This is a genomic window from Enterococcus sp. DIV2402, from assembly GCF_017426705.2.
GTDB lineage: Bacteria > Bacillota > Bacilli > Lactobacillales > Enterococcaceae > Enterococcus_F > Enterococcus_F lowellii.
In genome coordinates, this window is the sequence record NZ_CP147251.1 from 545,334 (window position 1) to 569,711 (window position 24,378).

A 24,378-nucleotide genomic window follows, 5' to 3' on the forward strand; every position below is an offset into this window, starting at 1 on the left:
TATCGTTTTCTTCCAGATGCGCCATTCTAAACATAAGAAGTGCTACAAATATAGCAATTCCAATCATAATTAATATTTGTATATGGCTATTAAATGGTTGAAATACAGTCATTATAATCAAGAGAATCAGCAGAACAGAAAGAACTGCACGAATCATATATACCAGCCTCGATAACCATTCTTGATTTTTTCTACTTTTACTAAAGTTTTGCCAGCATAAGTAGAAGGTGGATAATTCTTAAAGTCAAAGGGTGTGATAAGTGAAAGTGTTGTTACATCTTCTGCAGAAGTAACCTCTTCAGCATGAGCTACTTGACTACCACCAATAATACAAAACATGAGTGCAGCAATAACGATTTTCTTCATTTTGTTCAGCTCCTTATATATTTGAGCTGATTGTACTATAGATTAGATACCAAAAACGAAATTTGTCGTAAACGTCGCTTATTCTGTCCTGAACGTCAAATTAGTTAGGTAATTTGTGATATCTATCTGTTAAAATCGTTAATTTTTGCGTAAATAACTGATTCTCAATTATTGTTTCTAATAAAAGATTTGGAACTTGTTTAATTAAATTATCTACAGTACTTAATCCAATACCACGATGATTTCCTTTGGTTGAGAAACCATTTGTTTTAAGTTGATGTAACGGTTCAATATTCACACGTGCTGTATTTTGAATTATGAATATAGTATCTTGTTCTAATTTAAAGATAGCAATTTCTAGTTCGCCTTTGTTCAAAATAGTGAGTTCTTCAATAGCATTATCTAATAAGATACCGAAAATACGGACAAGAATGACGGGATCTATTGAGTCCGGAAGTTGAATTAATTCGCTGATTTCTAATTGCACAGAGATATTTTTTTCTTGTGCTAATACTAATTTTGTCATAAAAATACTTCGAATAGCTGGGTCTTCAATTTTCTGTAAGTCATTTAATTTAGTAAAGTGTTCGGAAAAAATGGCTCGCGTTGGTTGAATATGTTGATGATAATAGTCTTTTAATTCAGACATCTGTTCCAGTTCCATATAGCTTTCCATGGAGGACAAAATATTAATATAATCATGTCTAAATTTTCGTATTTCTTGATACTGTTTATTTAATTCTGCTGTGTAGAGTTGCATCGATTGATATTCAATTTCTTTTTTCTGTGTTTCCAAAGCTAATTTTTGATGACGTTTTACCATTACAATACTAATAATTCCACTGATAACTAGCAAAATAATAAAAATGTTAAAAATACGCAAAAGTGTATCTAGCTTCAAATCAGTTGGACTTATTTGGACATACTCACTTAATTTATATAACTGATAACTAAAAACTAGTGTGAATAATATGTATCCACCAAATAAACTTAACTTATTTGTAAGTTTGGATAGTAAGAAACGACGGATAAAAAATGCAAGAGAAATATTGAGGGTTAAAGTAAAACAAAACCAGAGAAACATTAATAAACTATTTTCACTCAATATGATTTTAATAACTATATCGGTGAATAAATAATTAAAGGAGAAGACTACAAAATAAGCTATTGCAAAATGAAATAATATTTTTCCAAACATTTGTGTTCGATTATTCATGTAAGAAAGAGAAAAAAGTAGAACAAACAAAACAAGTGTGTCTATTTGTGAAATATAAATACTCAAGTTAAATGAAATAATTAGGATAATACTTGATAAAAACAGGTTATATTTTTTTAAAATAGGAAGTTTATCTAAAATAAGAAAATTACAAAAAATTTGAATAACACTTGAAGCCACCAATAAATAAAACATCAAACTTACCTCCAATCTAAATTCAGTTGCTACGAAATTATAGCATGATTTTTTTACAGTTTATATATCAATAATAAAAACATGATTCGGAAGCAACAGAATCATGTTTTTTAGTATATAGCGTGCAATATAAATAGCCTATGTTTCTGTTAAGGTTCTATTTAACTGGCTCAGTTTTCGAAAAGATGCCCAACAAGTTTCACCATTTATAAAAGTTAAATATCGATTCTTAGTGTCGACTTGCAAAATATTTTTTTGATTTGCGACAAATGATTTATGAACTCTTACAAAGTCTGAGGATAATTTTTCAACTTCGGTAATCGTACCATAGAATTCCACTAAACTATTTGTTAAATGTAAAACAAGCTTGTGAGAACCAGGCGATGTTTCAATAAACATAATATCTGCTAATTCGAATAAGCGAATTTGGCTACCCACTCGCAAGCGGATATGTGTTTCATCTTTTTTATGTTCAGCTAAATAATGTTTTTTTGCTTGATTCAATGCGTCTTTCACTCGAGAAGCTAATTCTTCAGGATCATCTTTGACAATGTAATCCATCGCTTCGACTTTATATTTAAATGTTAGTGGTGCTAACTCACTGTGTGTCGTAATAAAAACAATTTTACTATCAATACATAAATCGCGAATTTGTGAACCTAGTTGAATGCCATCTAGCGTATGATTTAAGTCAATATCTAAAAAGAAAATGCTTTGTGATTGGGGATGGCGATGTAAATAGGTCAGTAATTCTTCCGGATTCGCTGTACTTAACGCTAATTTCATATCTATATCTTCCATTAAAAGGAAGTTATTAATGATTGTTTCTAATCTTGTTCGCTGAATTAAATTGTCTTCACAAATAAATACATTAATCATTTTTTTCCTCCATATAATCATTTATTGTTTCTTATAGAAATTAAAGGAATCAATTTACAAAATTATATCATGATTTGTGCGTAATAAAGGGGAATTTTGAAGGTTTCGACTAAAAGTTTCTTTATTGCTCTCATTTTTCATTTAAAAGGCAATTAATTCTGCTTGATTTGGCTACAAATATCAAAATTACGACGTTCAGGCACGAATTTGCTACGTTTAGGGTATTTTTGGTTATAAGCAACAAAAATTTGTTAAACTAACCTGGTATAGAATCAGAAACTGCTTGATTAGACAGCGAACAGGATGTCTAATCAAGCAGTTTTTTGTTAGAAACTATTTTTCTCTATAGGATAAAAAGAACTATTTTTTATATACATGCTATTTGTTGGCAAAGAATCGGTTTCGGTAGATTGTTGATTCGTAAAAGTTATTTATCTGAAATAAGACAAGTGAGGCAAAATGTAGGCAGTGTTAGGTGTTGCGGTATTATTTGATGGAAAATCTCGTTCAGAAAATAAAGGAGCGTTGATCTTATGAGTGATAGAGAACGGCAAAAGAAATTTGAGCAGCAATCGTATCTTAAAAGCAGTGAGTTTGATCGCCATAATACAAATATGACAAGACAAGCAAATCCAATTGGTCGCGGACAAAATTTATTGCCCTCTGATAGAAAACGTAAGAAAATCGAGCAGAAAGACTTGATTGTACAAATGGTAAGTGTTGTTGTAGGGATTGTTGTCTTCTTTTTTGTCATGTACCTAGGCAAAATTCTATTGCCACAAGTATTATATGAGGGGATGTCTTTTCTGATTGTTGATTTAGGTTTTTCAATCATGGTAGCTTATTTATTTTTTAGCCATTTTTCTCAATAAAATAGAAGAAGATAGTTGCCAAGTTTATCTAAATAAAAAATATCCGAATGATAGAGCAGATTGTTTCTTACGCTCGATCTTCGGATATTTTTGTCATAGTGTCTTGTTCTATAAATTGATTAATAGCTGCGTAACAATAATTGTGTCGTTAATAATTGCAACATTTCTTTGGCTTCACCATCAGGTAAGATCTCGATATCAACAAGCGCTTTTTGTGTATAGCGACGGGCGATGTCTTTTGCCATTTCGACACCTTGGTATTTTACAACTAAATCTGCTACCTCTTGTGATTCTTCAGGGGTGATTTTGTCTTCTTTTTCTAAATAAGGCAAGAAAACAGAAGGATGTTCGGCTTTCGCTAAGAGTAGAGGCAAGGTATACACACCTTGTGCCAAATCTTCTAAAATTGGTTTTTTTAAAGTTTCTTCATCGGCGGTATAGTCTAAAATGTCATCGTAAACTTGAAAAGCAATGCCGATATTTCGACCAATACGACCAGCGATACGTTGGACATACGCTTCTGTATGTCCAAAATGTGCGCCTTGTGCACAAGCTAACCAGAATAACTCAGCGGTTTTGCCATTCACACTGCGTAAATAATCACGAATGGTCTCTGTTTTGTTATAACGGGTGTTCATTTGATCGAGTTCGCCCAATAACAAACGGTGCATTGAACGAGCATTAATGGCTAAAAATTTCGAGCCATTCATCGCTTCAATGATTAATTTAAAGAATTCTGTGAATAATAAGTCGCCGGTATAAACGGCAATATCTTTACCATAGCGTGATTGGACAGTTTTCGTCCCTCTGCGCAATGGTGAATCATCAATAATGTCGTCATGAATCAACGTTGCCATGTGAAGTATTTCAAGAGATGCTGCAATCTTGATTAATTGCTCTTCGTCTTGTTTTTCAGGGTCTCCTAAGGAAGCGAATAACAAAAAGAAAGCCGGGCGTAAATATTTTCCGCCAGCTTGTGAAAAATCAATCAGCGTTTCTTGGATATCTTTATTGCGAACTCGCATTTGTTTCTCTATTAGTGAGCAAACGATTTGGAGTTTATTTTGAATAGTGGGATAATCGTTCCAGTAAGATAGCATGTTTATAACCCTTTCGATGTTAGATAGTAGTTCTATTTTAACTTATTTTCGTTTAAAAAGGCAATGTAATGCTGTCCAAATTTAGAAAGGAGTGTCTGATGTCACTATCTGTTTTTTTTGAGCTCGTTGAGATGAAAGCTAAGACGGCAAGTGTCCTGCCATTTTTGATAGGACTTTGTTATAGTTGGTATCATTATGGTACGCTGCATCTTGGTTATGTTCTCGTTTATTTTGTTGCAATGTTTATTTTTAATATGGCAGTAGATATTTTAGATAATTATAATGACTATCACCATGCAACAGAAGGACATGATTACAAACAAAAAACCAATATTATTGGGCGTGAAAATTTATCGTTACGCTTGGTGTTTTGGTTAATGACGAGCATGATTATTATTTCAGCAATCTTAGGGATTGCACTAGCAGCTGTCGTGGGCTGGCCATTATTATGGATGGGATTGTATTGCTACTTAGTCGGTATTTTTTATTCTTCCGGACCTAGACCATTATCAAGTCTACCACTTGGAGAATTTTTCTCTGGATCGACTATGGGTATTATGATTTCATTTATTTGTGTGTATTTGAATACTTTCGAAACATTTCATTGGAATTTTTCTGAAATATTCAGTATCTTTATAATTGCGTTGCCTAATACAATGTGGATTGCGAATTTAATGCTTGCAAACAACATTTGTGATAAAGAAGAAGATGAAAAAAATGAACGTTACACCTTAGTTCATTATTTAGGAAAACAACGTTCAATTAATTTGTTTGTGGGCATGAATATCCTAGCTTTTCTAGGAATTATCTTATCCGTTGTGCTAAAGATTGCACCGGTGACAGTCTTATTAACATTTCTAGTCGCACCATTTATTTGGAAACAAATAACTCTTTTTAGAAACAAACAGGTAAAACGGGAAACATTTATTTGTGCCGTGCGAATTCTCGCTGTAGGTTCAGCAGCACAAGTAATCACCTACTTGCTAGGTATCCTTATATAATAAATAATATTGAAAAGAAAGAAGTGGAAAAGTTATGAAGGAAGTAGCGATTTTAGGCGCTGGGTACGCTGGGTTACGAGCTTTATATGAGTTACAAAAGAAAGCAACAGGAGCATTTCACATCACATTAGTGGATCGTAATGAGTATCACTATGAAGCAACCGATTTACATGAAGTTGCTGCCGGTACACAACCAAAAGAAAAAATCACGTATGACATTAAAGATGTTGTTAACCCTAAAGTAACAACATTCATTCAAGATGAAGTCGTAAAAATTGATTCAGATAAAAAAGAAGTTACATTAAAAAACAACAAACCTTTACATTATGACTACTTAATTGTTGGTTTAGGTTTCCGTTCAGAAACATTCGGTATTCCAGGTGCAGAAGAAAACGCCCTAGAAATGGTTAACATCGAATCAGCAGTAAAAATTTATGAACATATCAAAGATGCAATGGCGAAATACAAAGCAACACAAGATAAAAAATACTTAAAATTAGTTGTTTGTGGTGCTGGATTTACAGGAATCGAATTAGTTGGTTCTCTTGTTGAAGCGAAAAAAGGCTACGCAAAAATTGCTGGGGTCAATCCAGATGCTATCGAAATTTATTGCGTGGAAGCAGCGCCAACTATTTTACCAATGTTTAATGATGAATTAACTAACTATTGCTTGAAATACTTAGACAAATGGAATGTACATTTGATGACAGGTTGCGCAATTAAAGGGATCAAACCAGAGCATGTTGTTTATGCAAATGGCGACACTGAAAAAGAATTAGAAGCAGCAACAATTATCTGGACAACAGGTGTAAGTGGAAGTTTTGTTATGGGTGAATCTGGCTTTGAAGAACGTCGTGGTCGCGTAATGGTTAACGATAACTTAACTGCACCAGGACAAGATGATATTTACATCATTGGTGACGTTGCTGCTGTAATGGATAAAGAATCAAATCGTCCTTATCCAACAACTGCGCAAATTGCGTTGAAAATGGGCGATTATGCAGCAAAACACATTATTAGTCGTTCAAAAGGACAAACATTACCAGGATTTGTTTTCAAATCGGCAGGTTCTGTCGCTTCAATTGGTAACACACATGCATTTGGTATGGTTGGAAAAACTGGCGTTAAAGGCTATCCAGCTTCATTCATCAAAAAAATGATTATGAACAAATCATTACTTGAAACAGGTGGCGTGAAAGAAGTAATGGCGAAAGGCCGTTTTGATTTATATCATTAAGCCGAAAAATCAAACTGTCAAGCAGAATTTCTGTTTGACAGTTTTTTTGTATGCAAAAGATACATAGTGTAAAAGGGTTGTCTAATTTCTTGGCACGCTAGATAATAAATAGAAAGCGGTTACTGAGTAAGGAGGAAAAAGAATGCAACCGAATATATTATTTATTTTAACTGACCAACAGCGTAAAGATACGTTATCAGCCTATGGAAATCTACCGTGTACAACCCCTCATTTGGATAAATTAAGTGAGGAATCGTACATTTTTGAGAATGCCTACACAACCTGTCCAATTTGTACGCCTGCTAGAGCGTCCTTACAAACGGGGTTATATCCGATGCATCATGGCATGCTAACGAATTCGTATAACTATGGCAATATGGTTCAAGAACTAGCAGATACACCTGAGCTATTGAGTCGTCAATTGGTGAAAATGGGGTACCAAGTAGGCTATACTGGCAAATGGCATTTAGGATCAGGCGTAGATAATGTGAAACAAGATGCGTATATTCAAAAATATATGGGAGATATTCAATTTGCGGAATTTGGATTGCGCAATGATGCGTTGCCCACGACAGTAGGTTATACGGGCGATGATTTTCCCGGACATGGCTTTGGTGGTCACTATTACCCACAATTTCAAGAGTATTTAGCAGAAAACAACTTAGATTTTAAAATTGAACAAATTATCAATGGTTTTTATCAACAACATCAAGCAGGGATAGTAACAACTGGTGTTGAAACGACTATCGAAAGCTTTTTAGTTCATCGGACCAAGATGATTTTATCTGAATTTCAAAAAGAACAAGCACCGTGGTATTTCCAATTGAATTTTTGGGGACCACATGAACCTTATTTTGTGCCACAAGAATTTTTGGAACCATATAAAGATGTCGCTATTCCTGCATGGGAAAATTTTGAAGATAAAGGCGTATTGAAACCCCGCATTCATGATGTTAAACGGGGAGATTTTACTACATGGGAAGAAATTGAACCTGTAGTCAAGCATTATTTTGCTGGTGTGTCGCACATTGACTATCAAATTGGTGAAGTTATTCGCTATTTGAAAGACAATGACTTATATGATGATACAGTTATTATTTTTAGCGCAGACCATGGAGAATCTTTAGGTATTCATGATGGACTTTGTGATAAAGCGATATTTATGTATGATGAAACGGTGAGTATTCCCCTGTTTGTTAAACCAGCGAAATCACAAACTCGCCAAGAATTGACGGAATTTGTGACGAGCTGCGATATTTATTCGACAATTTTAGATTATGCGGGTGTGTCGGAAGCACAACGCGAACGCGACGGACAATCGATGCGTCCACTGATGGAAAATGTCCATCTAGTTTGGCCAGAGACTGTTGTTACGGAATGTTCAGGGATTGGCAGTATTTTATTTTCACAACGGATGATTCGTAAAAAAGACATCAAATATGTATTTAATTGTGGGGATGTGGATGAATTGTACGACTTAGCCAGTGATCCTTATGAAATGGATAATAAAATCGAACAAGAAGCCTATCAGTCAATCGTCCAAGAAATGCGCCAAGCCTTGTATAATTGGATGATAGAAAATAATGATAACTTGATTTTTGAATATCAAGCATTACGTATGCGTGGTGTGCGCCCATGAAGCTGATTGCTGGTGGTGAATACAAGATTGGAACGAATCGTCCCGATGGTTTTTTACAAGATCGCGAAGGTCCGCAAATACTTGTACAAGTGACGGACTTTTGGATAGATGAAACAACCGTCACGAATGAAGAGTTTGCAAAATTTGTGACAGAAACAGGCTACGTAACGGATTCCGAACGTTTTGGTTGGTCGTCAGTTTTTGCTTATTTTGTTTCCGAGAAAGATAAGCAGCGTTCGATTGCTCAAAATCCCAATTGGTTTGCCGTCCGTGGGGCAAATTGGCGGCATCCAGAAGGTCCAGAAGCTACTTTAGCCAACCGTCTCGATCACCCTGTTGTTCATGTGTCACGTAATGATACATTGGCTTATTGTCAATGGGCGAATAAACGCTTGCCAACAGAAGTAGAGTGGGAGATTGCAGCGAAAGGCGGTACGACTTTTGAACGCTATCCGTGGGGCGCAGAGTTTTTAGCCAACAATCAGCATCATTGCAATATTTGGCAAGGAAAATTTCCTCATGAAAATACCCAAGCAGATGGCTTCTTAGCAACAGCTCCAGTTCAAAGCTTTGAACCAAATGGCTATGGACTTTATCAAATGATTGGTAACGTGTGGGAATGGTGTGTCAATCCTCAAAGAATAGCATTGACAGAATTTCAAACGAAAACTGGTGCAGAGTTTTGGCAAAAGTATCAGCAAGTAGACGATGCAGCGTACGGGATTCGTGGAGGATCATTTTTATGTTATGCTTCTTATTGTAAAAGATACCGAATTGCTGCTAGAAATGGCAATACCGGCATGTCGGCCAGTAATAATATGGGATTTCGTTGTGTACGGGATGTAAACCTCGAACTGTGAGGTAGAAAAAATATCTGAACGAGAGGAGTGTCATTCCCTTCGTTCAGATATTTTTTAATGCAATTCGTTACACAATTGTTCATAATTGACGGTTTGATCTGCGGAGAATAAACGATAGTGTAACGTATCGTCATTTCCATCATGTAAAATAACTAAACGCTCTTGTTCAGGTTCAAAATGATTAATTGAAAAGACTGTAAAGCGGTCATCAATAATTTCGATGTCACGTAATGATTGAGACAATACTTTCCGGATATGATGCACTTTTTTGATGCGTTCATCTGCTTTTTCTACTGCTTTTTTCAATGTAAAACCTTCGTCTAAATAATATTTAATTAGCTCGACTTTTACGACAGTTGGTAATCGGTAACGACGGGCCGCGTGATTTTTGTCAGCAACTGAAGTAATCCAGCCTTTTTCTTCCCAATAGCGTAGTTGTCTGGGTGACGTGCCACTCATGTCGCTTAATTCACTAATACCTACCAATAAATGATCACTATCTAATAATTGTTTTAGCAGAGAAGATTTCATTTTTTTTCCTCTTTTCTATCGTGTCTCTCTCTTTATTGTACTTTTAATTACATCTGTGTCAAGTTGGTTGACAAAGTTAAAAAAAAGGAATAAAGTATGCAATGCTGAACAAGAAAAAAGGAGATGAACAAATGAGCAACAAACAACCTTTAGATATCTATGGAAAACCTTATAACCGTACGTTATTAGTGGCAATTTTATTAATTGGTACTTTTTGTACGGTATTGAACCAAACATTGTTAACAACTGCCTTTCCAGCATTAATGAAGGCATTTGATATTACAGCATCCGATGTTCAATGGTTAACAACTGGCTTTTTATTAGTAAATGGAATTATGATTCCGATTAGTGCATGGTTAATCAATAAATTTAGCTCACGAAGCTTGTATTTATTTGCAATGTCTGTCTTTTTATTAGGAACATTGACATGTTTTATGGCACCAAATTTTTCGATATTATTAGTTGGTCGTTTGATCCAAGCTTGTGGTGTCGGGCTTTCAATGCCTTTGCTACAAAATATTATGTTATCTATTTTTCCACCAGAAAAACGTGGAGCGGCAATGGGAATGTCTGGTGTCGTTATTGGTTTAGCACCAGCTTTAGGACCAACATTATCAGGTTGGATTATTGACCATTATTCTTGGCGTGAATTATTTGGCATGATTCTGCCGATTGCCGTAATTGTCTTAATCTTGGCGTTTTTCTTAATGCGTAGTGTGATTCCGTTGTCCAATCCAAGCATTGATATTTTCTCTGCGTTGCTATCAAGTGTTGGTTTTGGTGCCTTACTTTACGGTTTTTCAAGCGTCGGAAACAAAGGCTGGGATAGTGTAGAAGTCTTAGGGTATATTAGTTTGGGTGTTGTCGTAATTGGACTCTTTGTTTGGAGACAATTACGTTTACCACAACCATTCTTAGAATTACGCGTATTTAAATCACCTATTTTTACCATTGCTGCGATTTTATCAGGTGTCACTAATATGGCGATGATTGGTGCAGAAATGGTTGTGCCATTATATATTCAAAATATTCATGGGGAGACTGCCTTCCATTCTGGTTTAATGTTATTACCAGGTGCTTTAGTGATGGGGGTTATGATGCCTGTAACTGGTGCTATCTTTGATAAATATGGTGCTCGTCGTCTAGCAATTGTTGGGATGATTATTCTAACTGCTGCTACAGCGCCATTTGCCTTTTTAACAGCAGAGACACCAATTATGTATATCATGGTATTATATGCGATTCGAATGTTTGGGATTTCAATGGTAATGATGCCAGTTACTACTTCTGGAATGAATGCTTTACCAATGAATTTAATTAGTCATGGTACAGCTGTCAATAATACGTTCCGTCAAGTTGCTAGCTCGATTGGAACAGCTATTTTAATTAGTGTGTTAACCAATGTAACGACTGCAAACTTACCTGATGAAGCGATGTTGGATAAAACACCACTTGCCTATAAAGAACAAGCTGTGAATGCAACATTGTCTGGTTACCATTCAGCCTTCATGGTTGCGATTATCTTTGGGTTAATTGGTGTGGTTGTAGCGTTCTTCATTAAAGATAATAAGAAAACAATCGAAATTGAACCAAAGGAGGTTAACGCATGATTATTTTTATTCTACTTTTAAGCGTGATCGGTTTTGCGTTTACCTTTGTACTTGCGAAAAAATCTTGGCAAACTGGTGTGGGTGTCGTTTGCGGTGGGATTTTTATCTTATCTTTACTATTAGTTACGGCCAATTTCGTCAGTCATTTTGGAATGAAAAAAGTAGTAGAAACACAGTCCATTGAGTTGGTTTCTAGTGCGGATGGACTAGATGTGTTACTTTATCAGCCGTTAGGAGATGGCTCTGAGAAAGTTTATTTGTATCAAACACCTGACACAAAAGAACTAAAACCAACAGATACAGATTATGTGACGAATACAGTAACAGAAGGTACGCCCCCAGAATTAGTTACAGAAAAAAGTTATTGGGAATATGAAAATGATTTTTATAAATTATTTTTCGGAATTGTCAATAATAATCATGAATTTATCGAAGCAGAGAACACCTTTAACATTCCTGAAACTTGGGAAGTGTTGAGTGTCGATCAAATGAAAGAATTTGGCGAATTAGCTAAAGAACGCCAAGCTTCTTTTAAAGAAGCTGCTCAAAAAGAAATTCAAGCGAAAATGATGGAAGCTATTCAAAAAGATCCATCATTAGCAACGGATAAAGAAAAGCAACAAACAATGATTGATCAATGGACAGTTGAATTACAAAATCAAATGATGCAAGATTTATTAAATGAAGTAAAATAGCAAAAAGCGTGGAAGAGATTCCACGCTTTTTGCTATTTAATCGTAATATTGCCACTTTCAATAGTGGCATTAAAAATATTTTTAGCTGTTTCTACACTTGTAAAAGAAGTGTTGGTTTGTTTGCCCTCTAAATGAGGCACGGTTACTTTTCCATATTCTGTCTGTAAGAAAAATTGTGTGTGTTGGCGTGTTTCTTTAGTTAAACCTAGGGTGATGTCACCATATTCGCTTTTTAGATGGTTCTCACCGGTAAAGGTTAATTGTTCACCTTTGATATTTCCACTTTCGGTTTGAAATTTGGTGTTTTTAAAGGCGCTATCAGTCAAAGTGATAGTTCCGAATTCAGTGTGTATGTCACCTTTTTGAACAGTTGTTTCTTCAAAAGTTAAGTTTCCCGATTCAGAACGCATAGTCAGTTCTTCAATCTGGGTATTGTTAAAGATAGAATGATCTATTTCGTTAAGCACTTGTAAAGAATTAATGTTTGAATCTGACAATGTTAATTTTTGTGAACTAAGAGTTGCCTGTTTGGCTTGTAAGTTACGGATTGTGGCCGAGCCAGCCTCAATATTCATTGTCACAGTTTCAAGCATTTTTTCTGGAAGATATAAAGTGACTGAGATTTGATCGCTCCGAGCGATATTATCAGGATTAAATAAATGGTTAAAAAATGAAATATCAATAAAATAGTTGCGCGAATGTGTTTTTTCAAGAATCAATGTATTGTCTTTTTCCTCGTAATTCAAAGGAGAAGCAACATCACGATTGGTACTTCTATAGGAAAGATACGCTTGATTGTCAGTGGAAGGTTCAATACTAAAGTTAGCCAGATCTAAATTGACTTCCAAATTTTGGAAGGTGCTCAAAGGTTCTTTGACTAACTCAATTTTTGTGACAGTTTGTTTTCCTTTTGAACTGAAATCATTCAAATTTGCATATGCGACATACTCTCTGCCTCCTAATGTAAATCCCAAAGCAATCAAAACAAAACCAATACCGATAAAGGTTAACGCAATTCGTCGATGTAAAAATTGTTTCATGAACGAATCACCTGCTTTCTAGTTAAACGAGTAACGGTGCTTAAGCTCCAACGCTTAGTAATTTTCCAAATTGTAGGAATCACGGGTAAGACTAAAAGTCCAATGCCTATCAATAGAGCGCCTAAGCCAATCAAGGACACACCACCTGAAAATGAAACAGGCAATGCCACCAAACCACGCAAAATTAATTTACCGGCTACTAGGAAATCAGCAACGAGTAGCGAAATAAATGCTACTAACAAGCTAAACAAAACGAGGATACCTGAAAACAATAATAAAATAGCGGTCAATGCAAGCGGAATCCCAATAGGTGCCGCAAAAATTGCTAAAAGAGCTAGCCAGAAGGTCCGCTTCATTGACCAAGTTTTGACTGGCGCGTGAGTTTGTTTTTCTACTAATTGATTGAGTAATTCACTGGCAGCTTGTTTGGGTGTGCCTAGTTCTTTAATGACAATCTGTTCATTTTCAATTCCGGCTTCATCGAAATATTCAGTGAAATAATCAATGGCATCAACATAATCTTCATGTGGAAGTTTTTTTAAGTATTTTTTTAGTTGTTGTAAATAGCTTTCTCGATTCATTCTCGAATGCCTCCTTCAATAATTGCATCTAGACTATCACGGTAATTTGACCATTCATGTCTTAGAAACTGTAAGTGTTCTTTGCCAACGGGTGTCAGTGAATAATATTTTCTTTTTCGACCCTGAAAAATTTGGGTATAGGTCGTTAAGTCTCCATTTTTTTCTAATTTTTTTAAAATTGGATAGAGCGTAGACTCTTTAATATCAGCGACTAATTTAACGGTTTGACTAATTTCATAGCCATAAGAATCTGTTGTTTCTACAACGGATAAAATGATACATTCAATCAAAACAGATGATACGGGATAATACATTTCTTTCACATCCTTGATAGATAAGCCTTTTTATATATATAAATATTTTATATATATAATTTATATATATCCTACTATGAAATAATTTAAAAAGCAAATAGAAATTGGGATATTAATTGTTGACAGTTGTAGACGATAGTTGTATAGTGAATACATAAAGATTACATTCGTAAACAAAGGAAGGTATTTGGTATGCAAATTTCAAATGCAGAATGGCAAGTGATGCGTATTATCTGGTCGCAAGAACAAACGACTAGTAAAGAAATTACGCAGTTGCTACAAGAAAAATTTCATTGGACGGCTTCCACAGTCAAGACGTTATTGACGCGTTTGGTGGCAAAAAATATTGTAACGACTAAGAAGACAGGCAATCGTTATTTATATAGTCCATTAATCACGGAAGAAGCAAGTGTGTTAGCAATCAGTCAGGACGTTTCTAATAAAGTGTGTACGAAAAAAATCCCTTTAGTTATTATGGATTTGATTCAACAAAATGAATTAACGGCTGAGGACGTAGCAGATTTGATGACAGCTTTACAAGCAAAAGAGGTTGTTGGAGAAATTACTTGTGACTGTCTTCCTGAAAACCATCAATGTTAGGAGAGAGAATAATGAAAGAAACCTATAGTATCGAAGGAATGACGTGTGCATCTTGTGCGCAAACTGTTGAAAAAGCTGTTCAAAAAATTGAAGGGGTACAAGAAGCAACTGTCAATTTAGCAACAGAAAAACTTAGCGTAACCGCAGAAGATGTCAGTGAAGAACAAATTGCACAAGCGGTCACTGATGCGGGTTATCAAGTCGCTGATTCGACGGTTGAGCAAACGTTTAGTATTGAAGGGATGACCTGTGCTTCGTGTGTTCAAACCGTTGAAAAGGCAACAAAAAAAGTAGCAGGAGTCAAAGAAGCATCCGTCAATTTGGCAACAGAAAAAATGGTGGTTCGTTTTAATCCAGAAGAAGCGACTACTGCAACGATAGCAAATGCCGTTGCAGATGCTGGCTACAAGGCAATTATTGGTGAAGAATCAGCGAAAGTTGATAAAAAAGCCGCGCACATTCAAGAGATGTGGTCTCGTTTTTTGTGGTCAGCAATTTTTGCGGTGCCGTTGCTATACATCGCGATGGGGCCAATGGTCGGATTACCACTGCCGAATTTTATTCATCCAGATCATAACGTAACAGCTTTTGCGGTGTTGCAATTAATTTTAACTTTGCCAATTGTCTATATCGGTCGTTCTTTTTACACAGTTGGATTTAAAGCATTAATTAAAGGACATCCCAACATGGATTCACTCATTGCGATTGGTACGTCAGCCGCTATTTTACAGGGAATTGTTATGACGACACTTTTAGCAATGGGGAAGATTGTCGTACATCATGGAAACCATCCTGATTTATATTTTGAATCAGCAGGGGTTATCTTGGCATTAATCACATTAGGAAAATATTTTGAAGCAGTCTCAAAGGGTAAAACATCTGATGCGATAAAAAAATTGATGGGGCTAGCACCAAAAACCGCTCGTGTTATTCGTCAAGACAAAGAAGTTGAGCTACCAATTGAACAAGTACAAACAGGCGACATTGTAGTAGTACGTCCAGGTGATAAAATTCCTGTCGACGGGAGGATACTTTCTGGAAATTCGACAGTCGATGAATCGATGCTAACTGGGGAAAGTATCCCAGTTGAAAAACGTGAAGGAGACAATGTCATTGGAGCGAGTATCAATAAAAATGGTTCTTTTCGTTTCAAAGCAACGAAAGTAGGAAAAGACACCACTTTATCTCAAATTATTCGTTTAGTGGAAGATGCGCAAGGCTCAAAAGCGCCGATTGCCAAATTGGCCGATAAAGTCTCAGGAATATTTGTACCAGTAGTCATTATTTTGGCAATTTTATCTGGATTGGCATGGTTTTTCTTTGGACAAGAATCGTGGATCTTTGCATTAAGCATTACAATTTCTGTGTTAGTGATTGCTTGTCCATGTGCGCTTGGTTTAGCAACACCAACTGCGATTATGGTAGGAACAGGAAAGGGTGCTGAAAATGGGGTCTTAATCAAAAGTGGTGATGCATTAGAAGCAACGCAAAAAATTCAAACGATTGTTTTTGACAAAACAGGTACCATTACAGAAGGCAAACCAATTGTGACTGATATCATTACTTATAATCATAGTGCAGAAGAAGAAGTTTTGGTATTAGCAGCTTCGGCAGAGACAGGTTCAGAACATCCTTTAGGGGAAGCAATCGTCGAAAGTGCGCAAACACGTGGATTGTCGTTAAAAACTCCTAGCGATTTCCAAGCAATTCCTGGACATGGGATTGCTGTTAAAGTCGAAAATCAGAGCTTACTGCTAGGAAATCAAAAATTAATGAAAGAAAACAACATTGATTTATTAGATGCACTAATTAGAGCTGATCAATTAGCGAATGATGGAAAAACACCGATGTTTGTGGCAGCAGAGGGGCAATTGATTGGTATTGTAGCCGTTGCAGATACGATTAAAGAAAATAGTGTGGCTGCCATCGATAAATTACATCGAATGGGGCTTCAAGTAGCGATGATTACTGGCGATAACAAACGAACTGCCGAAGCGATTGCGAAACAAGTAGGAATTGACCGCGTATTTAGTGAAGTGTTACCAGAAGACAAAGCGAAAGAAGTAAAAAATCTACAAAATGAAGGCCTTCATGTTGCGATGGTTGGCGATGGCATTAATGACGCACCGGCTTTAGCACAAGCCGATGTGGGCATTGCGATTGGTTCAGGAACCGATGTTGCGATTGAATCGGCGGACATTGTTTTGATGCGTAGTGATTTGATGGATGTTCCGACGGCTATTGAGTTAAGTCGTGCGACCATCAAAAATATTAAAGAAAATCTTTTCTGGGCATTTGCTTATAATGTACTGGGAATACCCGTAGCAATGGGAATTTTACATCTGTTTGGTGGACCGTTATTAAACCCAATGATTGCTGGAGCAGCGATGAGTTTTAGTTCAGTTTCTGTTTTGCTAAATGCGTTGCGTTTAAAAGGATTCAAACCAAAAAAATAAGCTTAAAGACATTCATCAAGTATCTGATTGGTGAATGTCTTTTTTTTAGCGATATTTTTTTGCTTATTAATGTGCAAAAACTTCCCTAGAATTAATTGCTAATAAAAAAATACAAAATCCACATGGAGGTTTAGCGCTTTCATTTATATACTGAGTGTATCAAATTTAAGGAGGAAACAAGCATGACATTAGTTCAAGCGCTTTTAATAGCTGCATGGGCGGGATATTGTTCATATGATGATGTAGCGCCACAGATGCTGCGTCGACCATTATTAGTTGGTCCATTAGTCGGTATTATTTTAGGAGATATCACAACAGGTTTAATTATTTCGGCAACATTAGAGTTAATGTGGATGGGCTTAGGAAACATGGCAGGTTATCAAACACCGGATATGATTGTTGGGACTATTTTAGGGGTGACCGTTTCGATTACTTCAGGGACAGGTGCTACGCCAGAAGGAATTGCAGCGGGTGTAGCCGCAGCGACAACTGTAGCAATTTTAGTCCAACAATTACTAGTGATGTCACGTGTCTTAAAACAATTTTTCGAGCCTTGGGCAGATCGATTGGCCAATGAAGGTGACTTGGATGGTATGATGAAAATCAATATTGTTGCATTTATCATTCAATTTTTATTACGAGCAGTACCAACATTTCTTGTTGTTTACTTCCAAGCAGGAATCGTAGATAAAATTTTATCAGCCGTGCCAGACAATATCTTAGGTGGTTTAGGTACTGCTTCAGCAATTCTACCTGCTGTCGGTTTATCTATTTTGATGACACTAATGATGAAAGGTGTTTTATGGCCCTTTTTATTATTAGGATTCGTGCTATCAGCTTATCTTGAGCTAGGTATTTTACCAATTACGTTGATTTCCTTGTCATTTGCAATCGTTTATTCTTATATTATGGAAATTATCGATCGTCAAAATGAGATGGCAGCTATGCCCAACGCAAAAGTAACGATCGATGAAGATGAGGGGTATGACTTATGAGTGAAGAAAAACAATTGAATAATGGTTCTCAACGTGTGGCTTATGAAAAATTGACTCGTAAAGATTTAAATAAAGTCTTCTGGCGTTTACAAATTTGGGGATTAAATTTAACGTCAACGATGGTAAATACACAGGCAAATGGGTTCTTAAATGCAATGACACCCGTATTGAAACGTTTATATGGTGATGCAGACAAAGAAACACGTGCAAGAGCGATGCGTCGACATTTACTTTACTTTTTATCACAAATCACTGCGACGGGTATGATTTTAGGGATAACTGCTGCGGTCGAAGAAACGACGAAAGAAGATGAAAAAGAAGCTGTTGTAGCAATTAAAGCAGGTATGATGGGGCCTTTAGCTGGTATTGGAGACAGCGTATTTAAGATTACGATTCAAGCCATTGCGGGTAGTATTGGTGCAGCTTATGCGATGCAGGGGAGTATCTTAGGGCCTATCTTAATGTTTCTAATCTATAACGGATTAAATATTGGCGTAAAATACTACGGAATCATTGCTGGTTATGAAAAGGGCATGGAATTTATCCAAAGTGGTGAACAAGCAAAAGTCATGCAAAAAATTATCAACATTTCTACCATGGTAGGGGTTATCGTCTTAGGGGCATTAATTGCTCAATACGTGAAAATTAATGTTGGTACTGAAATTAAGATGGATGAAACGGTTATCAGTATTCAAAGTCTATTAGACGGTATTTTACCAAAACTATTACCATTAATATTCACGATTAGTTTATTTAAATTACACAGCTACATGCCAAGAAAATATTTAACTTATTTAATCTTCGCTATTTTAGCTATTGGTACAGTGTTAGCAGTAATGGGAATTTTAGTGTAGGGAGTAGAAAGGAAGGTTTACATGGCAATTAATCTAATCGTTGCAAGTCATGGTTTGTTTGCCCAAGAGGCATTAAAATCAGCTGAAATGATTTTAGGCGTGCCACAAGAAAATGCTGCTGTTGTATCAATTACTGCAGGGCGCACGTCTGAAGAATGTTTAGAGGAATTAACAAATATATACAATCAACAAAGTAAAAAAGGAAATGGTACGTTGGTTTTAGTCGATATTTTTGGGGGAACACCAGCAAATATCGCCACGTATTTAACATTGACCAAAGAGGATGTTCAAGTTTATTCAGGTTTGAATATCCCGATGTTATTAGAGTTGTTTTTAAGCAATCCAGAAAATATGGAGCAAGCTAAAAACATTATTGAAAGTGTACATGGGGTTTCATTAGTAGATATTACGGCAAAAGCTAAAGAGGGGATGGGAGAAGATGGCGATTCAATGGATACGTATTGATGATCGTTTAATTCATGGACAGGTAGCAAGCTCATGGTTACGACATGTGGGAGCAGAACAAATTATTTGTGTGAGCGATAGTGCCGCAAGTAATCCGGTACAAGCACAAGTATTAAAAATGGCGGCACCAGGCTATATGGTACATGTTTTTGGAGTTGATAAATTCATTCGGGTATATCAAAAAAACCCAATAAAAAAATCTACTTTTTTAATTTTAGGTAGTACGGCGGATTTATTGAAATTAAAAGAAGGTGGTGTGAATATCACCGAAGTGAATTATGGCGGCATGCGTGAGCGTAATGATCGTACAATTCGTTATGATCATGATTTATGCTTTACCGCAGAAGAAGAAGAAGCTTTAAAAACATTAGTAGATTCAGGCGTAAAAATCGACTATCAAATGGCAGCCTATGATGCACCCACACCGTTATTGACGTATATAAGTCAAGTGAAAAAAGGAGAGTAGATATGCGAATTGATTATGTTGAAGCATTTTTTTTAGAAGACAATCAAAATGAATTGAATATTGTCACAGATATAGAAGATATCGGCAAATATCAGCTTTATTGGACATATGAGAGGAATGCTCTTACAGAAGATAAAGAATTTATTTTAGAATCTGATCAAAAAAATCAAACATTTGAATTTGCATATAATACTGATCGTGTGAATTATTTTATTATTGAATTTGAAAACCATCGACCATTGTTATTTGGTTATCGAATTTTACCAATGTCAGGAATGTATAACTTTCGAGATATTGGTGGCTATCGCACTGAGGAAGGTAAACGTATTAAGTGGGGTGTTGGTTTTCGATCAGATCATTTACAAAATTTGAATGATGATGGATTTGAGTTTTTACGAAGTATTGGATTGAAATCAGTCATTGACTTTAGAAGTCCATTTGAAGTGGATAAGGATCCGAATCCATTCTTTAGTGAGGCAGCTCAGGCATTTAATTTTGATCCACAAGCACACGTAGCGATGGCTGCTGGATCAGCACAAAATCTTGATACAAGTGAGGATATGAAAGAGCGTGCATTAAAAGCAATTGCCAGCGGTGAAACAGGAGCGCAACAGATGGTTGATCAACAATTAGCGTTTGTTGACAGTCCAACAAGTATTGAAGCCTTTAAACAAACGTTAAAAACTGTTGCACAAGCAGAAAATATTCCTACGATGCAACATTGTCGCGGTGGGAAAGATCGCACAGGGTTTGCTTTAATGGTTTTAGAAGGACTTTTAGGCGTGCCAACGTCTTCTCTAGTTTATGATTATATGTTAACGAATCGCGCTCGAGCGAAGAAAAATGTCAGTTATTATAATCGTTTTTTAGAAGAAACTGGGAATGAAAAAATTGCACAATATTTATACTCACTTTTTGATACAAAAGAAGAATTTATCTGTGCATCAATTGAAAAAATAGTTACAAATTATGGAACAATTCGGCAATATGCTCAAATCGTTCTTGAACTTTCCGATGAAGAAATTTCTGCTCTAGAAGAGTTGTTTTTAGAAGAAGAATAAGGTTAAAATAACTGGTGGAAGCAGACTGAGAACAATAAGTCGACTTTCATCAGTTATTTTATTAAAAAAATGAAAGGGGTAACAATGAAAAAACTCACATTTAGAGAAATTAAGCTTTTAAATATCTTATTAACACAAGAGTTTGTTTCAGCAGAAGAATTGATGCAAGCATCAAATATATCATTGCGAACCTTACACGCAGAAATTAGTTTTATTAACGATGCTCTCGCTAAGCAATCACCTGATATTCAAATTATTAATCAGCGTGGAAAAGGATATGCTTTAGATTATCCAATGGAGCAAATTAATTGGATTGAAAAGCTCAATCGTCATTGCAAAAACTATTTAAATGTTTCTTTGAATAAACGTTTTAGTGAAAACCTTCGAATCGCATTTATTTGTCGCGAATTTTTTGCTACAAGAGAATATACTAAAATTGAAGATATTGCTCTAGCAATGAACGTGAGTGTTGCTACGGTAAATAAAGATATGCGTGCCGTTCGTCATTTTTTAAAATTTTATGGTCTATCTCTACAATCGATGCCTTATTATGGCATGATTATCGAAGGTCAAGAGCAAGCAATTCGTTCATGTATGATTGATTTATTAGATATTTATAGTTATTCAGAAGCGCCATTGTTTTTTGAGATGAGTTTGGAGCAATATGGATTACGTAAAGAAGAAGTATTAAAGGTCATGGCACAAGCAAGAAGTGTTTTGGCAGCAACTAATTATCCATTAACAGATAGTGGTTTTCGGCGTGTAATCAAATATTTACTGATATTTCCATTACGTGAAGGGTTGCAATCCACCCTTTCTGAAAAAGAAAGCCAACTGATTCGCCAATTACCAACATACGCTCTTGCTCAACAGCTTTTACCGCTAACCATACCACAAGAAATTGAGATATTTGCCTTGTTTCTTTTTAACAATAGTGAAGTTAGTCAATGGACAGATGAAACAGTCAAATTACTTTTACCAGAAGTTTCAGCGATGCATCAACGTATTATGCAACGAATTTATCAGCAATACGGCTTACAGTTGACAGCTTATCCAGATTTCTCCAATTATTTATTACAGTTTTTTTACCAATTTCAATTGCGTAAAACATATCATTTTACAGAACTAGAAGTCTTAAGGTCAACACAGCATGTTGTTAAAAAATTTTCTTCTTCTGTTGCATTGGCAAGTACTATTTACTGTGAGCTACCTCAATGGCAAGAAGCGGATTTTTATGACCGTTTATTTTTCGACTTTGTTATGCACTTGTACAATTTGGCTTGTCGTTTAAAAAATGAATATGAACTAACTCGTATTATTATCATTAATGAGGGCGGAAAAATTGCTAACGAAACCTTAATGAATAAATTAAAACAATACAGTCAATACAATGTACACTATCACTATCATTATTTTTATGAATTAGAAAACCTAGATTTTAAAAACTATGATTTTGTTTTTTTATCAGAGGCTTACCACTATGATACTTCTAAAATTCCCATTCCCACTTTGACTTTTGACTTTTTCTTAAGCCATAATTTTGTTAGTTTGTTATGGTCACGTGTTTTTGTTTCAAAACGAAAATTTGGTTCAGTAATTAATTATCTCGTTCATCCACAAATTATTGAATTAACAGGTACGTTTTCAGAGATCGTTTTACAAATTAGTGATTATTTATGGCGACTTCCCAACTATCATCCTGATATGCCACAAGAAACATTTCAAAAATTTATTGAGATGGTAATTAACACAGCTGATTATAGCCATCCATCAGTTAATAAATTACTGAATTTATTTGCGACAGAAGCCATGGAAGATCGCTATTTTATTTTTCGTTTTGCCGAACCTGTCTTCGTTCGTGGGAAAAAAATTAGTAGCTTACAATTTGTTTTTCTAGATATATCCAAGGGTCTATTAGAAATCAAAAATGGGGATTCTCAATTTCGCAGATATGTACAGCAATGAAAAAACGACTACTGCCAATTTCAGTAGTCGTTTTGCTTTATTTGGTAACTCCTTGCAATAACCAGTCTTTTCTAAAGCGAAAATCAATAACTAGTTCTTCGGTTGACCAGTTATTAACAACACAATCAGTCAAGGCGTTCATCACTAAAGCCATAATGAAATATAAAAAACTTAGGGCTTCTTCTAATGAATTCATCACAAAATGATTCGCAGAAAGTAGCGTTAACCATTGCTTAACCATTGGAGAATTTGGAGACATCTGAGCACGCTTCATTGCTTGTAATTCGTTATTTTGGGTTAATAGTTGTAATTTTTTCCAATAGTCACTATTACGATCAAGTTCGCTACAATGAATGAGAAATTGTTCAATTCCTAAGAAAAAATCTTGCGCATGTTGTTGAATCGACGAGAGAATGGCGTTATGAACACTTATAGAACATTTATGAATAAGATACGTATACGCATCTTCTAAATCTTGAAAATATTTATAAAAAGCCCCTCGTGACATTTGCATGGCTTCAACAATTTCAGAGACTTTTACTTGACTGACATGGCGATTATAAAAATTTTCCAAGAGAATTTGTTCGATATGCGCCTTTTTTTCAACAGACAAATTTTGGAAGGTTTCTTTTGGCATGATGTTTCTCCTTTTCAATACAGTCTCCTTGTATTATACTCGCAACGATTTTCTTTGTCACTGTTGGAAAGGCTGTTCTACTAATTGTCCATCCTGCATATGAAAAATGCGGTCACTATGTTGAATCATACGTTCATCATGCGTGACCATGATAGTCGCTTTTTGTTTTTCATGCGCTTCTTTAATCAATAAATTGACGACATCATAGGCATGTTCAGTATCTAAACTCGCTGTAGGTTCATCTGCTAAAATCAAACTTGGTTCGTTGAACAAGGCACGCGCGATGGCAACTCGTTGTCGTTCTCCACCGGATAAATCACGTGGGTATTTCTCTTTTAAATCATAAATATCCAATGAACGAAGCAAGGAATCCAAGCGTGTATTATCTTCTTTTCGCTTAGCGACTTTTTTTACTAGAGTAAACTGTTCATGAACTTTTAAAAAAGGAACGAGATTTGAACTTTGTAAAATAAATCCAATTTCTTTAAAGCGTAAATCCGCACGTTTTTTTTCATTTAAATTTGAAAAGGCGTGTCCATTAATCAAAATGTCTCCAGAAGTTGCGGTCTGTAATCCACCAGAAATTGTTAAAAAAGTGCTTTTTCCTGAACCAGAAGGCCCAATAATACTGACGAACTCCCCTTGTTTGACGGTAAAATTAATTTCTTTTAGGGCGGTCACCTCAGTATGTCCGGTACCGAATCTCTTAACAATATTTTTCATAACTAAAATATCTTTCATTT

Annotated in this window: 25 protein-coding genes; 15 read left to right on the forward strand and 10 right to left on the reverse strand. The window is 35.6% G+C overall.

What is annotated here, in order from left to right:
- Positions 1 to 153 precede the first annotated feature (153 nt).
- From DOK78_RS02585 to DOK78_RS02595, 3 genes are all read right to left on the reverse strand, one after another.
- The gene (locus DOK78_RS02585) at positions 154 to 366 is read right to left on the reverse strand and encodes a hypothetical protein (RefSeq protein ID WP_207941994.1); all 213 of its coding nucleotides are present in this window, start codon (positions 364 to 366) and stop codon (positions 154 to 156) included.
- Between the two features lie 100 nt (positions 367 to 466).
- The gene (locus tag DOK78_RS02590) at positions 467 to 1,777 is read right to left on the reverse strand and encodes a sensor histidine kinase (RefSeq protein ID WP_207941995.1); all 1,311 of its coding nucleotides are present in this window, start codon (positions 1,775 to 1,777) and stop codon (positions 467 to 469) included.
- 138 nt (positions 1,778 to 1,915) lie between these two features.
- Positions 1,916 to 2,656: a LytR/AlgR family response regulator transcription factor gene (locus DOK78_RS02595; RefSeq protein ID WP_207941996.1), complete on the reverse strand. Its 741-nt coding sequence runs from the start codon at positions 2,654 to 2,656 to the stop codon at positions 1,916 to 1,918.
- Between the two features lie 533 nt (positions 2,657 to 3,189).
- On the opposite strand from DOK78_RS02595, the gene DOK78_RS02600 reads away from it, so the two are divergent.
- Positions 3,190 to 3,528 carry a hypothetical protein gene (locus DOK78_RS02600; RefSeq protein ID WP_207941997.1) on the forward strand — a complete coding sequence of 113 codons (339 nt, stop codon included), beginning with the start codon at positions 3,190 to 3,192 and terminating at the stop codon, positions 3,526 to 3,528.
- A gap of 119 nt (positions 3,529 to 3,647) precedes the next feature.
- On the opposite strand, the gene DOK78_RS02605 is transcribed toward DOK78_RS02600, so the two are convergent.
- On the reverse strand, positions 3,648 to 4,628 hold the full coding sequence (locus DOK78_RS02605) for a polyprenyl synthetase family protein (RefSeq protein ID WP_207941998.1): 981 nt from the start codon (positions 4,626 to 4,628) through the stop codon (positions 3,648 to 3,650).
- Between the two features lie 98 nt (positions 4,629 to 4,726).
- Between DOK78_RS02605 and DOK78_RS02610 the strand changes: the two genes are divergently transcribed.
- The 4 genes from DOK78_RS02610 to DOK78_RS02625 all read left to right on the forward strand — a co-directional run bounded on the left by DOK78_RS02610 (position 4,727) and on the right by DOK78_RS02625 (position 9,365).
- Positions 4,727 to 5,629 (forward strand): prenyltransferase, encoded by a 903-nt coding sequence (locus DOK78_RS02610; RefSeq protein WP_207941999.1) that lies wholly within the window; start codon positions 4,727 to 4,729, stop codon positions 5,627 to 5,629.
- 34 nt (positions 5,630 to 5,663) lie between these two features.
- Positions 5,664 to 6,866, forward strand: coding sequence for an NAD(P)/FAD-dependent oxidoreductase (locus DOK78_RS02615; RefSeq protein ID WP_207942000.1), 1,203 nt, complete (start codon positions 5,664 to 5,666; stop codon positions 6,864 to 6,866).
- Positions 6,867 to 7,008: 142 nt separating this feature from the next.
- Positions 7,009 to 8,505 (forward strand): sulfatase-like hydrolase/transferase, encoded by a 1,497-nt coding sequence (locus DOK78_RS02620; RefSeq protein WP_207942001.1) that lies wholly within the window; start codon positions 7,009 to 7,011, stop codon positions 8,503 to 8,505.
- A complete protein-coding gene (locus DOK78_RS02625) occupies positions 8,502 to 9,365 on the forward strand; it encodes a formylglycine-generating enzyme family protein (protein ID WP_207942002.1) in 864 nt (287 codons plus the stop codon). Before DOK78_RS02620 ends, DOK78_RS02625 begins: the two co-directional genes overlap by 4 nt.
- Positions 9,366 to 9,419: 54 nt before the next feature.
- On the opposite strand, the gene DOK78_RS02630 is transcribed toward DOK78_RS02625, so the two are convergent.
- The gene (locus tag DOK78_RS02630) at positions 9,420 to 9,896 is read right to left on the reverse strand and encodes a MerR family transcriptional regulator (protein WP_207942003.1); all 477 of its coding nucleotides are present in this window, start codon (positions 9,894 to 9,896) and stop codon (positions 9,420 to 9,422) included.
- Between the two features lie 131 nt (positions 9,897 to 10,027).
- On the opposite strand from DOK78_RS02630, the gene DOK78_RS02635 reads away from it, so the two are divergent.
- Together DOK78_RS02635 and DOK78_RS02640 are read left to right on the forward strand one after the other, a co-directional pair.
- Positions 10,028 to 11,506, forward strand: coding sequence for an MDR family MFS transporter (locus tag DOK78_RS02635; RefSeq protein ID WP_207942004.1), 1,479 nt, complete (start codon positions 10,028 to 10,030; stop codon positions 11,504 to 11,506).
- Entirely contained in the window at positions 11,503 to 12,201 is a 699-nt protein-coding gene (locus DOK78_RS02640) for a DUF4811 domain-containing protein (RefSeq protein WP_207942005.1), read from the forward strand. Before DOK78_RS02635 ends, DOK78_RS02640 begins: the two co-directional genes overlap by 4 nt.
- Before the next feature lie 32 nt (positions 12,202 to 12,233).
- On the opposite strand, the gene DOK78_RS02645 is transcribed toward DOK78_RS02640, so the two are convergent.
- From DOK78_RS02645 to DOK78_RS02655, 3 genes are read right to left on the reverse strand one after another with little or no spacing between them, the layout of a single operon-like run.
- Positions 12,234 to 13,241: a DUF4097 family beta strand repeat-containing protein gene (locus DOK78_RS02645; RefSeq protein WP_207942006.1), complete on the reverse strand. Its 1,008-nt coding sequence runs from the start codon at positions 13,239 to 13,241 to the stop codon at positions 12,234 to 12,236.
- A complete protein-coding gene (locus DOK78_RS02650) occupies positions 13,238 to 13,822 on the reverse strand; it encodes a DUF1700 domain-containing protein (protein WP_207942007.1) in 585 nt (194 codons plus the stop codon). Before DOK78_RS02650 ends, DOK78_RS02645 begins: the two co-directional genes overlap by 4 nt.
- Positions 13,819 to 14,136: a PadR family transcriptional regulator gene (locus DOK78_RS02655; RefSeq protein WP_207942008.1), complete on the reverse strand. Its 318-nt coding sequence runs from the start codon at positions 14,134 to 14,136 to the stop codon at positions 13,819 to 13,821. The genes DOK78_RS02650 and DOK78_RS02655 overlap by 4 nt, the downstream gene beginning before the upstream one ends.
- Positions 14,137 to 14,328: 192 nt before the next feature.
- Here DOK78_RS02655 and DOK78_RS02660 point away from each other — a divergent pair, with 192 nt between their 5' ends.
- From DOK78_RS02660 to DOK78_RS02695, 8 genes are all read left to right on the forward strand, one after another.
- Positions 14,329 to 14,736 (forward strand): CopY/TcrY family copper transport repressor, encoded by a 408-nt coding sequence (locus DOK78_RS02660; RefSeq protein WP_207942009.1) that lies wholly within the window; start codon positions 14,329 to 14,331, stop codon positions 14,734 to 14,736.
- An 8-nt stretch (positions 14,737 to 14,744) separates the two neighbouring features.
- The gene (locus tag DOK78_RS02665) at positions 14,745 to 17,192 is read left to right on the forward strand and encodes a heavy metal translocating P-type ATPase (protein WP_207942045.1); all 2,448 of its coding nucleotides are present in this window, start codon (positions 14,745 to 14,747) and stop codon (positions 17,190 to 17,192) included.
- A gap of 182 nt (positions 17,193 to 17,374) precedes the next feature.
- Entirely contained in the window at positions 17,375 to 18,187 is an 813-nt protein-coding gene (locus tag DOK78_RS02670; protein ID WP_207942010.1) for a PTS mannose/fructose/sorbose/N-acetylgalactosamine transporter subunit IIC, read from the forward strand.
- Positions 18,184 to 19,041, forward strand: a complete 858-nt coding sequence (locus tag DOK78_RS02675) for a PTS system mannose/fructose/sorbose family transporter subunit IID (protein ID WP_207942011.1) — start codon at positions 18,184 to 18,186, stop codon at positions 19,039 to 19,041. Before DOK78_RS02670 ends, DOK78_RS02675 begins: the two co-directional genes overlap by 4 nt.
- Before the next feature lie 21 nt (positions 19,042 to 19,062).
- Positions 19,063 to 19,506, forward strand: a complete 444-nt coding sequence (locus DOK78_RS02680) for a PTS sugar transporter subunit IIA (protein ID WP_207942012.1) — start codon at positions 19,063 to 19,065, stop codon at positions 19,504 to 19,506.
- Positions 19,481 to 19,972 (forward strand): PTS system mannose/fructose/N-acetylgalactosamine-transporter subunit IIB, encoded by a 492-nt coding sequence (locus DOK78_RS02685; RefSeq protein ID WP_207942013.1) that lies wholly within the window; start codon positions 19,481 to 19,483, stop codon positions 19,970 to 19,972. Before DOK78_RS02680 ends, DOK78_RS02685 begins: the two co-directional genes overlap by 26 nt.
- Before the next feature lie 2 nt (positions 19,973 to 19,974).
- Positions 19,975 to 21,033 (forward strand): tyrosine-protein phosphatase, encoded by a 1,059-nt coding sequence (locus DOK78_RS02690; RefSeq protein WP_207942014.1) that lies wholly within the window; start codon positions 19,975 to 19,977, stop codon positions 21,031 to 21,033.
- Positions 21,034 to 21,117: 84 nt separating this feature from the next.
- Positions 21,118 to 22,998, forward strand: coding sequence for a BglG family transcription antiterminator (locus tag DOK78_RS02695; protein ID WP_207942015.1), 1,881 nt, complete (start codon positions 21,118 to 21,120; stop codon positions 22,996 to 22,998).
- Positions 22,999 to 23,035: 37 nt separating this feature from the next.
- On the opposite strand, the gene DOK78_RS02700 is transcribed toward DOK78_RS02695, so the two are convergent.
- Entirely contained in the window at positions 23,036 to 23,635 is a 600-nt protein-coding gene (locus DOK78_RS02700; protein WP_207942016.1) for a TetR/AcrR family transcriptional regulator, read from the reverse strand.
- 57 nt (positions 23,636 to 23,692) lie between these two features.
- The gene (locus DOK78_RS02705; protein ID WP_207942017.1) at positions 23,693 to 24,376 is read right to left on the reverse strand and encodes an ABC transporter ATP-binding protein; all 684 of its coding nucleotides are present in this window, start codon (positions 24,374 to 24,376) and stop codon (positions 23,693 to 23,695) included.
- Positions 24,377 to 24,378 lie beyond the last annotated feature (2 nt).

Bases quoted from the DNA above. Each gene is read 5' to 3' on its own strand.
- DOK78_RS02585 (WP_207941994.1), bottom strand. From the start codon at position 366: ATGAAGAAAATCGTTATTGCTGCACTCATGTTTTGTATTATTGGTGGT.
- DOK78_RS02590 (WP_207941995.1), bottom strand. From the start codon at position 1,777: ATGTTTTATTTATTGGTGGCTTCAAGTGTTATTCAAATTTTTTGTAAT.
- DOK78_RS02595 (WP_207941996.1), bottom strand. From the start codon at position 2,656: ATGATTAATGTATTTATTTGTGAAGACAATTTAATTCAGCGAACAAGA.
- DOK78_RS02600 (WP_207941997.1), top strand. From the start codon at position 3,190: ATGAGTGATAGAGAACGGCAAAAGAAATTTGAGCAGCAATCGTATCTT.
- DOK78_RS02605 (WP_207941998.1), bottom strand. From the start codon at position 4,628: ATGCTATCTTACTGGAACGATTATCCCACTATTCAAAATAAACTCCAA.
- DOK78_RS02610 (WP_207941999.1), top strand. From the start codon at position 4,727: ATGTCACTATCTGTTTTTTTTGAGCTCGTTGAGATGAAAGCTAAGACG.
- DOK78_RS02615 (WP_207942000.1), top strand. From the start codon at position 5,664: ATGAAGGAAGTAGCGATTTTAGGCGCTGGGTACGCTGGGTTACGAGCT.
- DOK78_RS02620 (WP_207942001.1), top strand. From the start codon at position 7,009: ATGCAACCGAATATATTATTTATTTTAACTGACCAACAGCGTAAAGAT.
- DOK78_RS02625 (WP_207942002.1), top strand. From the start codon at position 8,502: ATGAAGCTGATTGCTGGTGGTGAATACAAGATTGGAACGAATCGTCCC.
- DOK78_RS02630 (WP_207942003.1), bottom strand. From the start codon at position 9,896: ATGAAATCTTCTCTGCTAAAACAATTATTAGATAGTGATCATTTATTG.
- DOK78_RS02635 (WP_207942004.1), top strand. From the start codon at position 10,028: ATGAGCAACAAACAACCTTTAGATATCTATGGAAAACCTTATAACCGT.
- DOK78_RS02640 (WP_207942005.1), top strand. From the start codon at position 11,503: ATGATTATTTTTATTCTACTTTTAAGCGTGATCGGTTTTGCGTTTACC.
- DOK78_RS02645 (WP_207942006.1), bottom strand. From the start codon at position 13,241: ATGAAACAATTTTTACATCGACGAATTGCGTTAACCTTTATCGGTATT.
- DOK78_RS02650 (WP_207942007.1), bottom strand. From the start codon at position 13,822: ATGAATCGAGAAAGCTATTTACAACAACTAAAAAAATACTTAAAAAAA.
- DOK78_RS02655 (WP_207942008.1), bottom strand. From the start codon at position 14,136: ATGTATTATCCCGTATCATCTGTTTTGATTGAATGTATCATTTTATCC.
- DOK78_RS02660 (WP_207942009.1), top strand. From the start codon at position 14,329: ATGCAAATTTCAAATGCAGAATGGCAAGTGATGCGTATTATCTGGTCG.
- DOK78_RS02670 (WP_207942010.1), top strand. From the start codon at position 17,375: ATGACATTAGTTCAAGCGCTTTTAATAGCTGCATGGGCGGGATATTGT.
- DOK78_RS02675 (WP_207942011.1), top strand. From the start codon at position 18,184: ATGAGTGAAGAAAAACAATTGAATAATGGTTCTCAACGTGTGGCTTAT.
- DOK78_RS02680 (WP_207942012.1), top strand. From the start codon at position 19,063: ATGGCAATTAATCTAATCGTTGCAAGTCATGGTTTGTTTGCCCAAGAG.
- DOK78_RS02685 (WP_207942013.1), top strand. From the start codon at position 19,481: ATGGCGATTCAATGGATACGTATTGATGATCGTTTAATTCATGGACAG.
- DOK78_RS02690 (WP_207942014.1), top strand. From the start codon at position 19,975: ATGCGAATTGATTATGTTGAAGCATTTTTTTTAGAAGACAATCAAAAT.
- DOK78_RS02695 (WP_207942015.1), top strand. From the start codon at position 21,118: ATGAAAAAACTCACATTTAGAGAAATTAAGCTTTTAAATATCTTATTA.
- DOK78_RS02700 (WP_207942016.1), bottom strand. From the start codon at position 23,635: ATGCCAAAAGAAACCTTCCAAAATTTGTCTGTTGAAAAAAAGGCGCAT.
- DOK78_RS02705 (WP_207942017.1), bottom strand. From the start codon at position 24,376: ATGAAAGATATTTTAGTTATGAAAAATATTGTTAAGAGATTCGGTACC.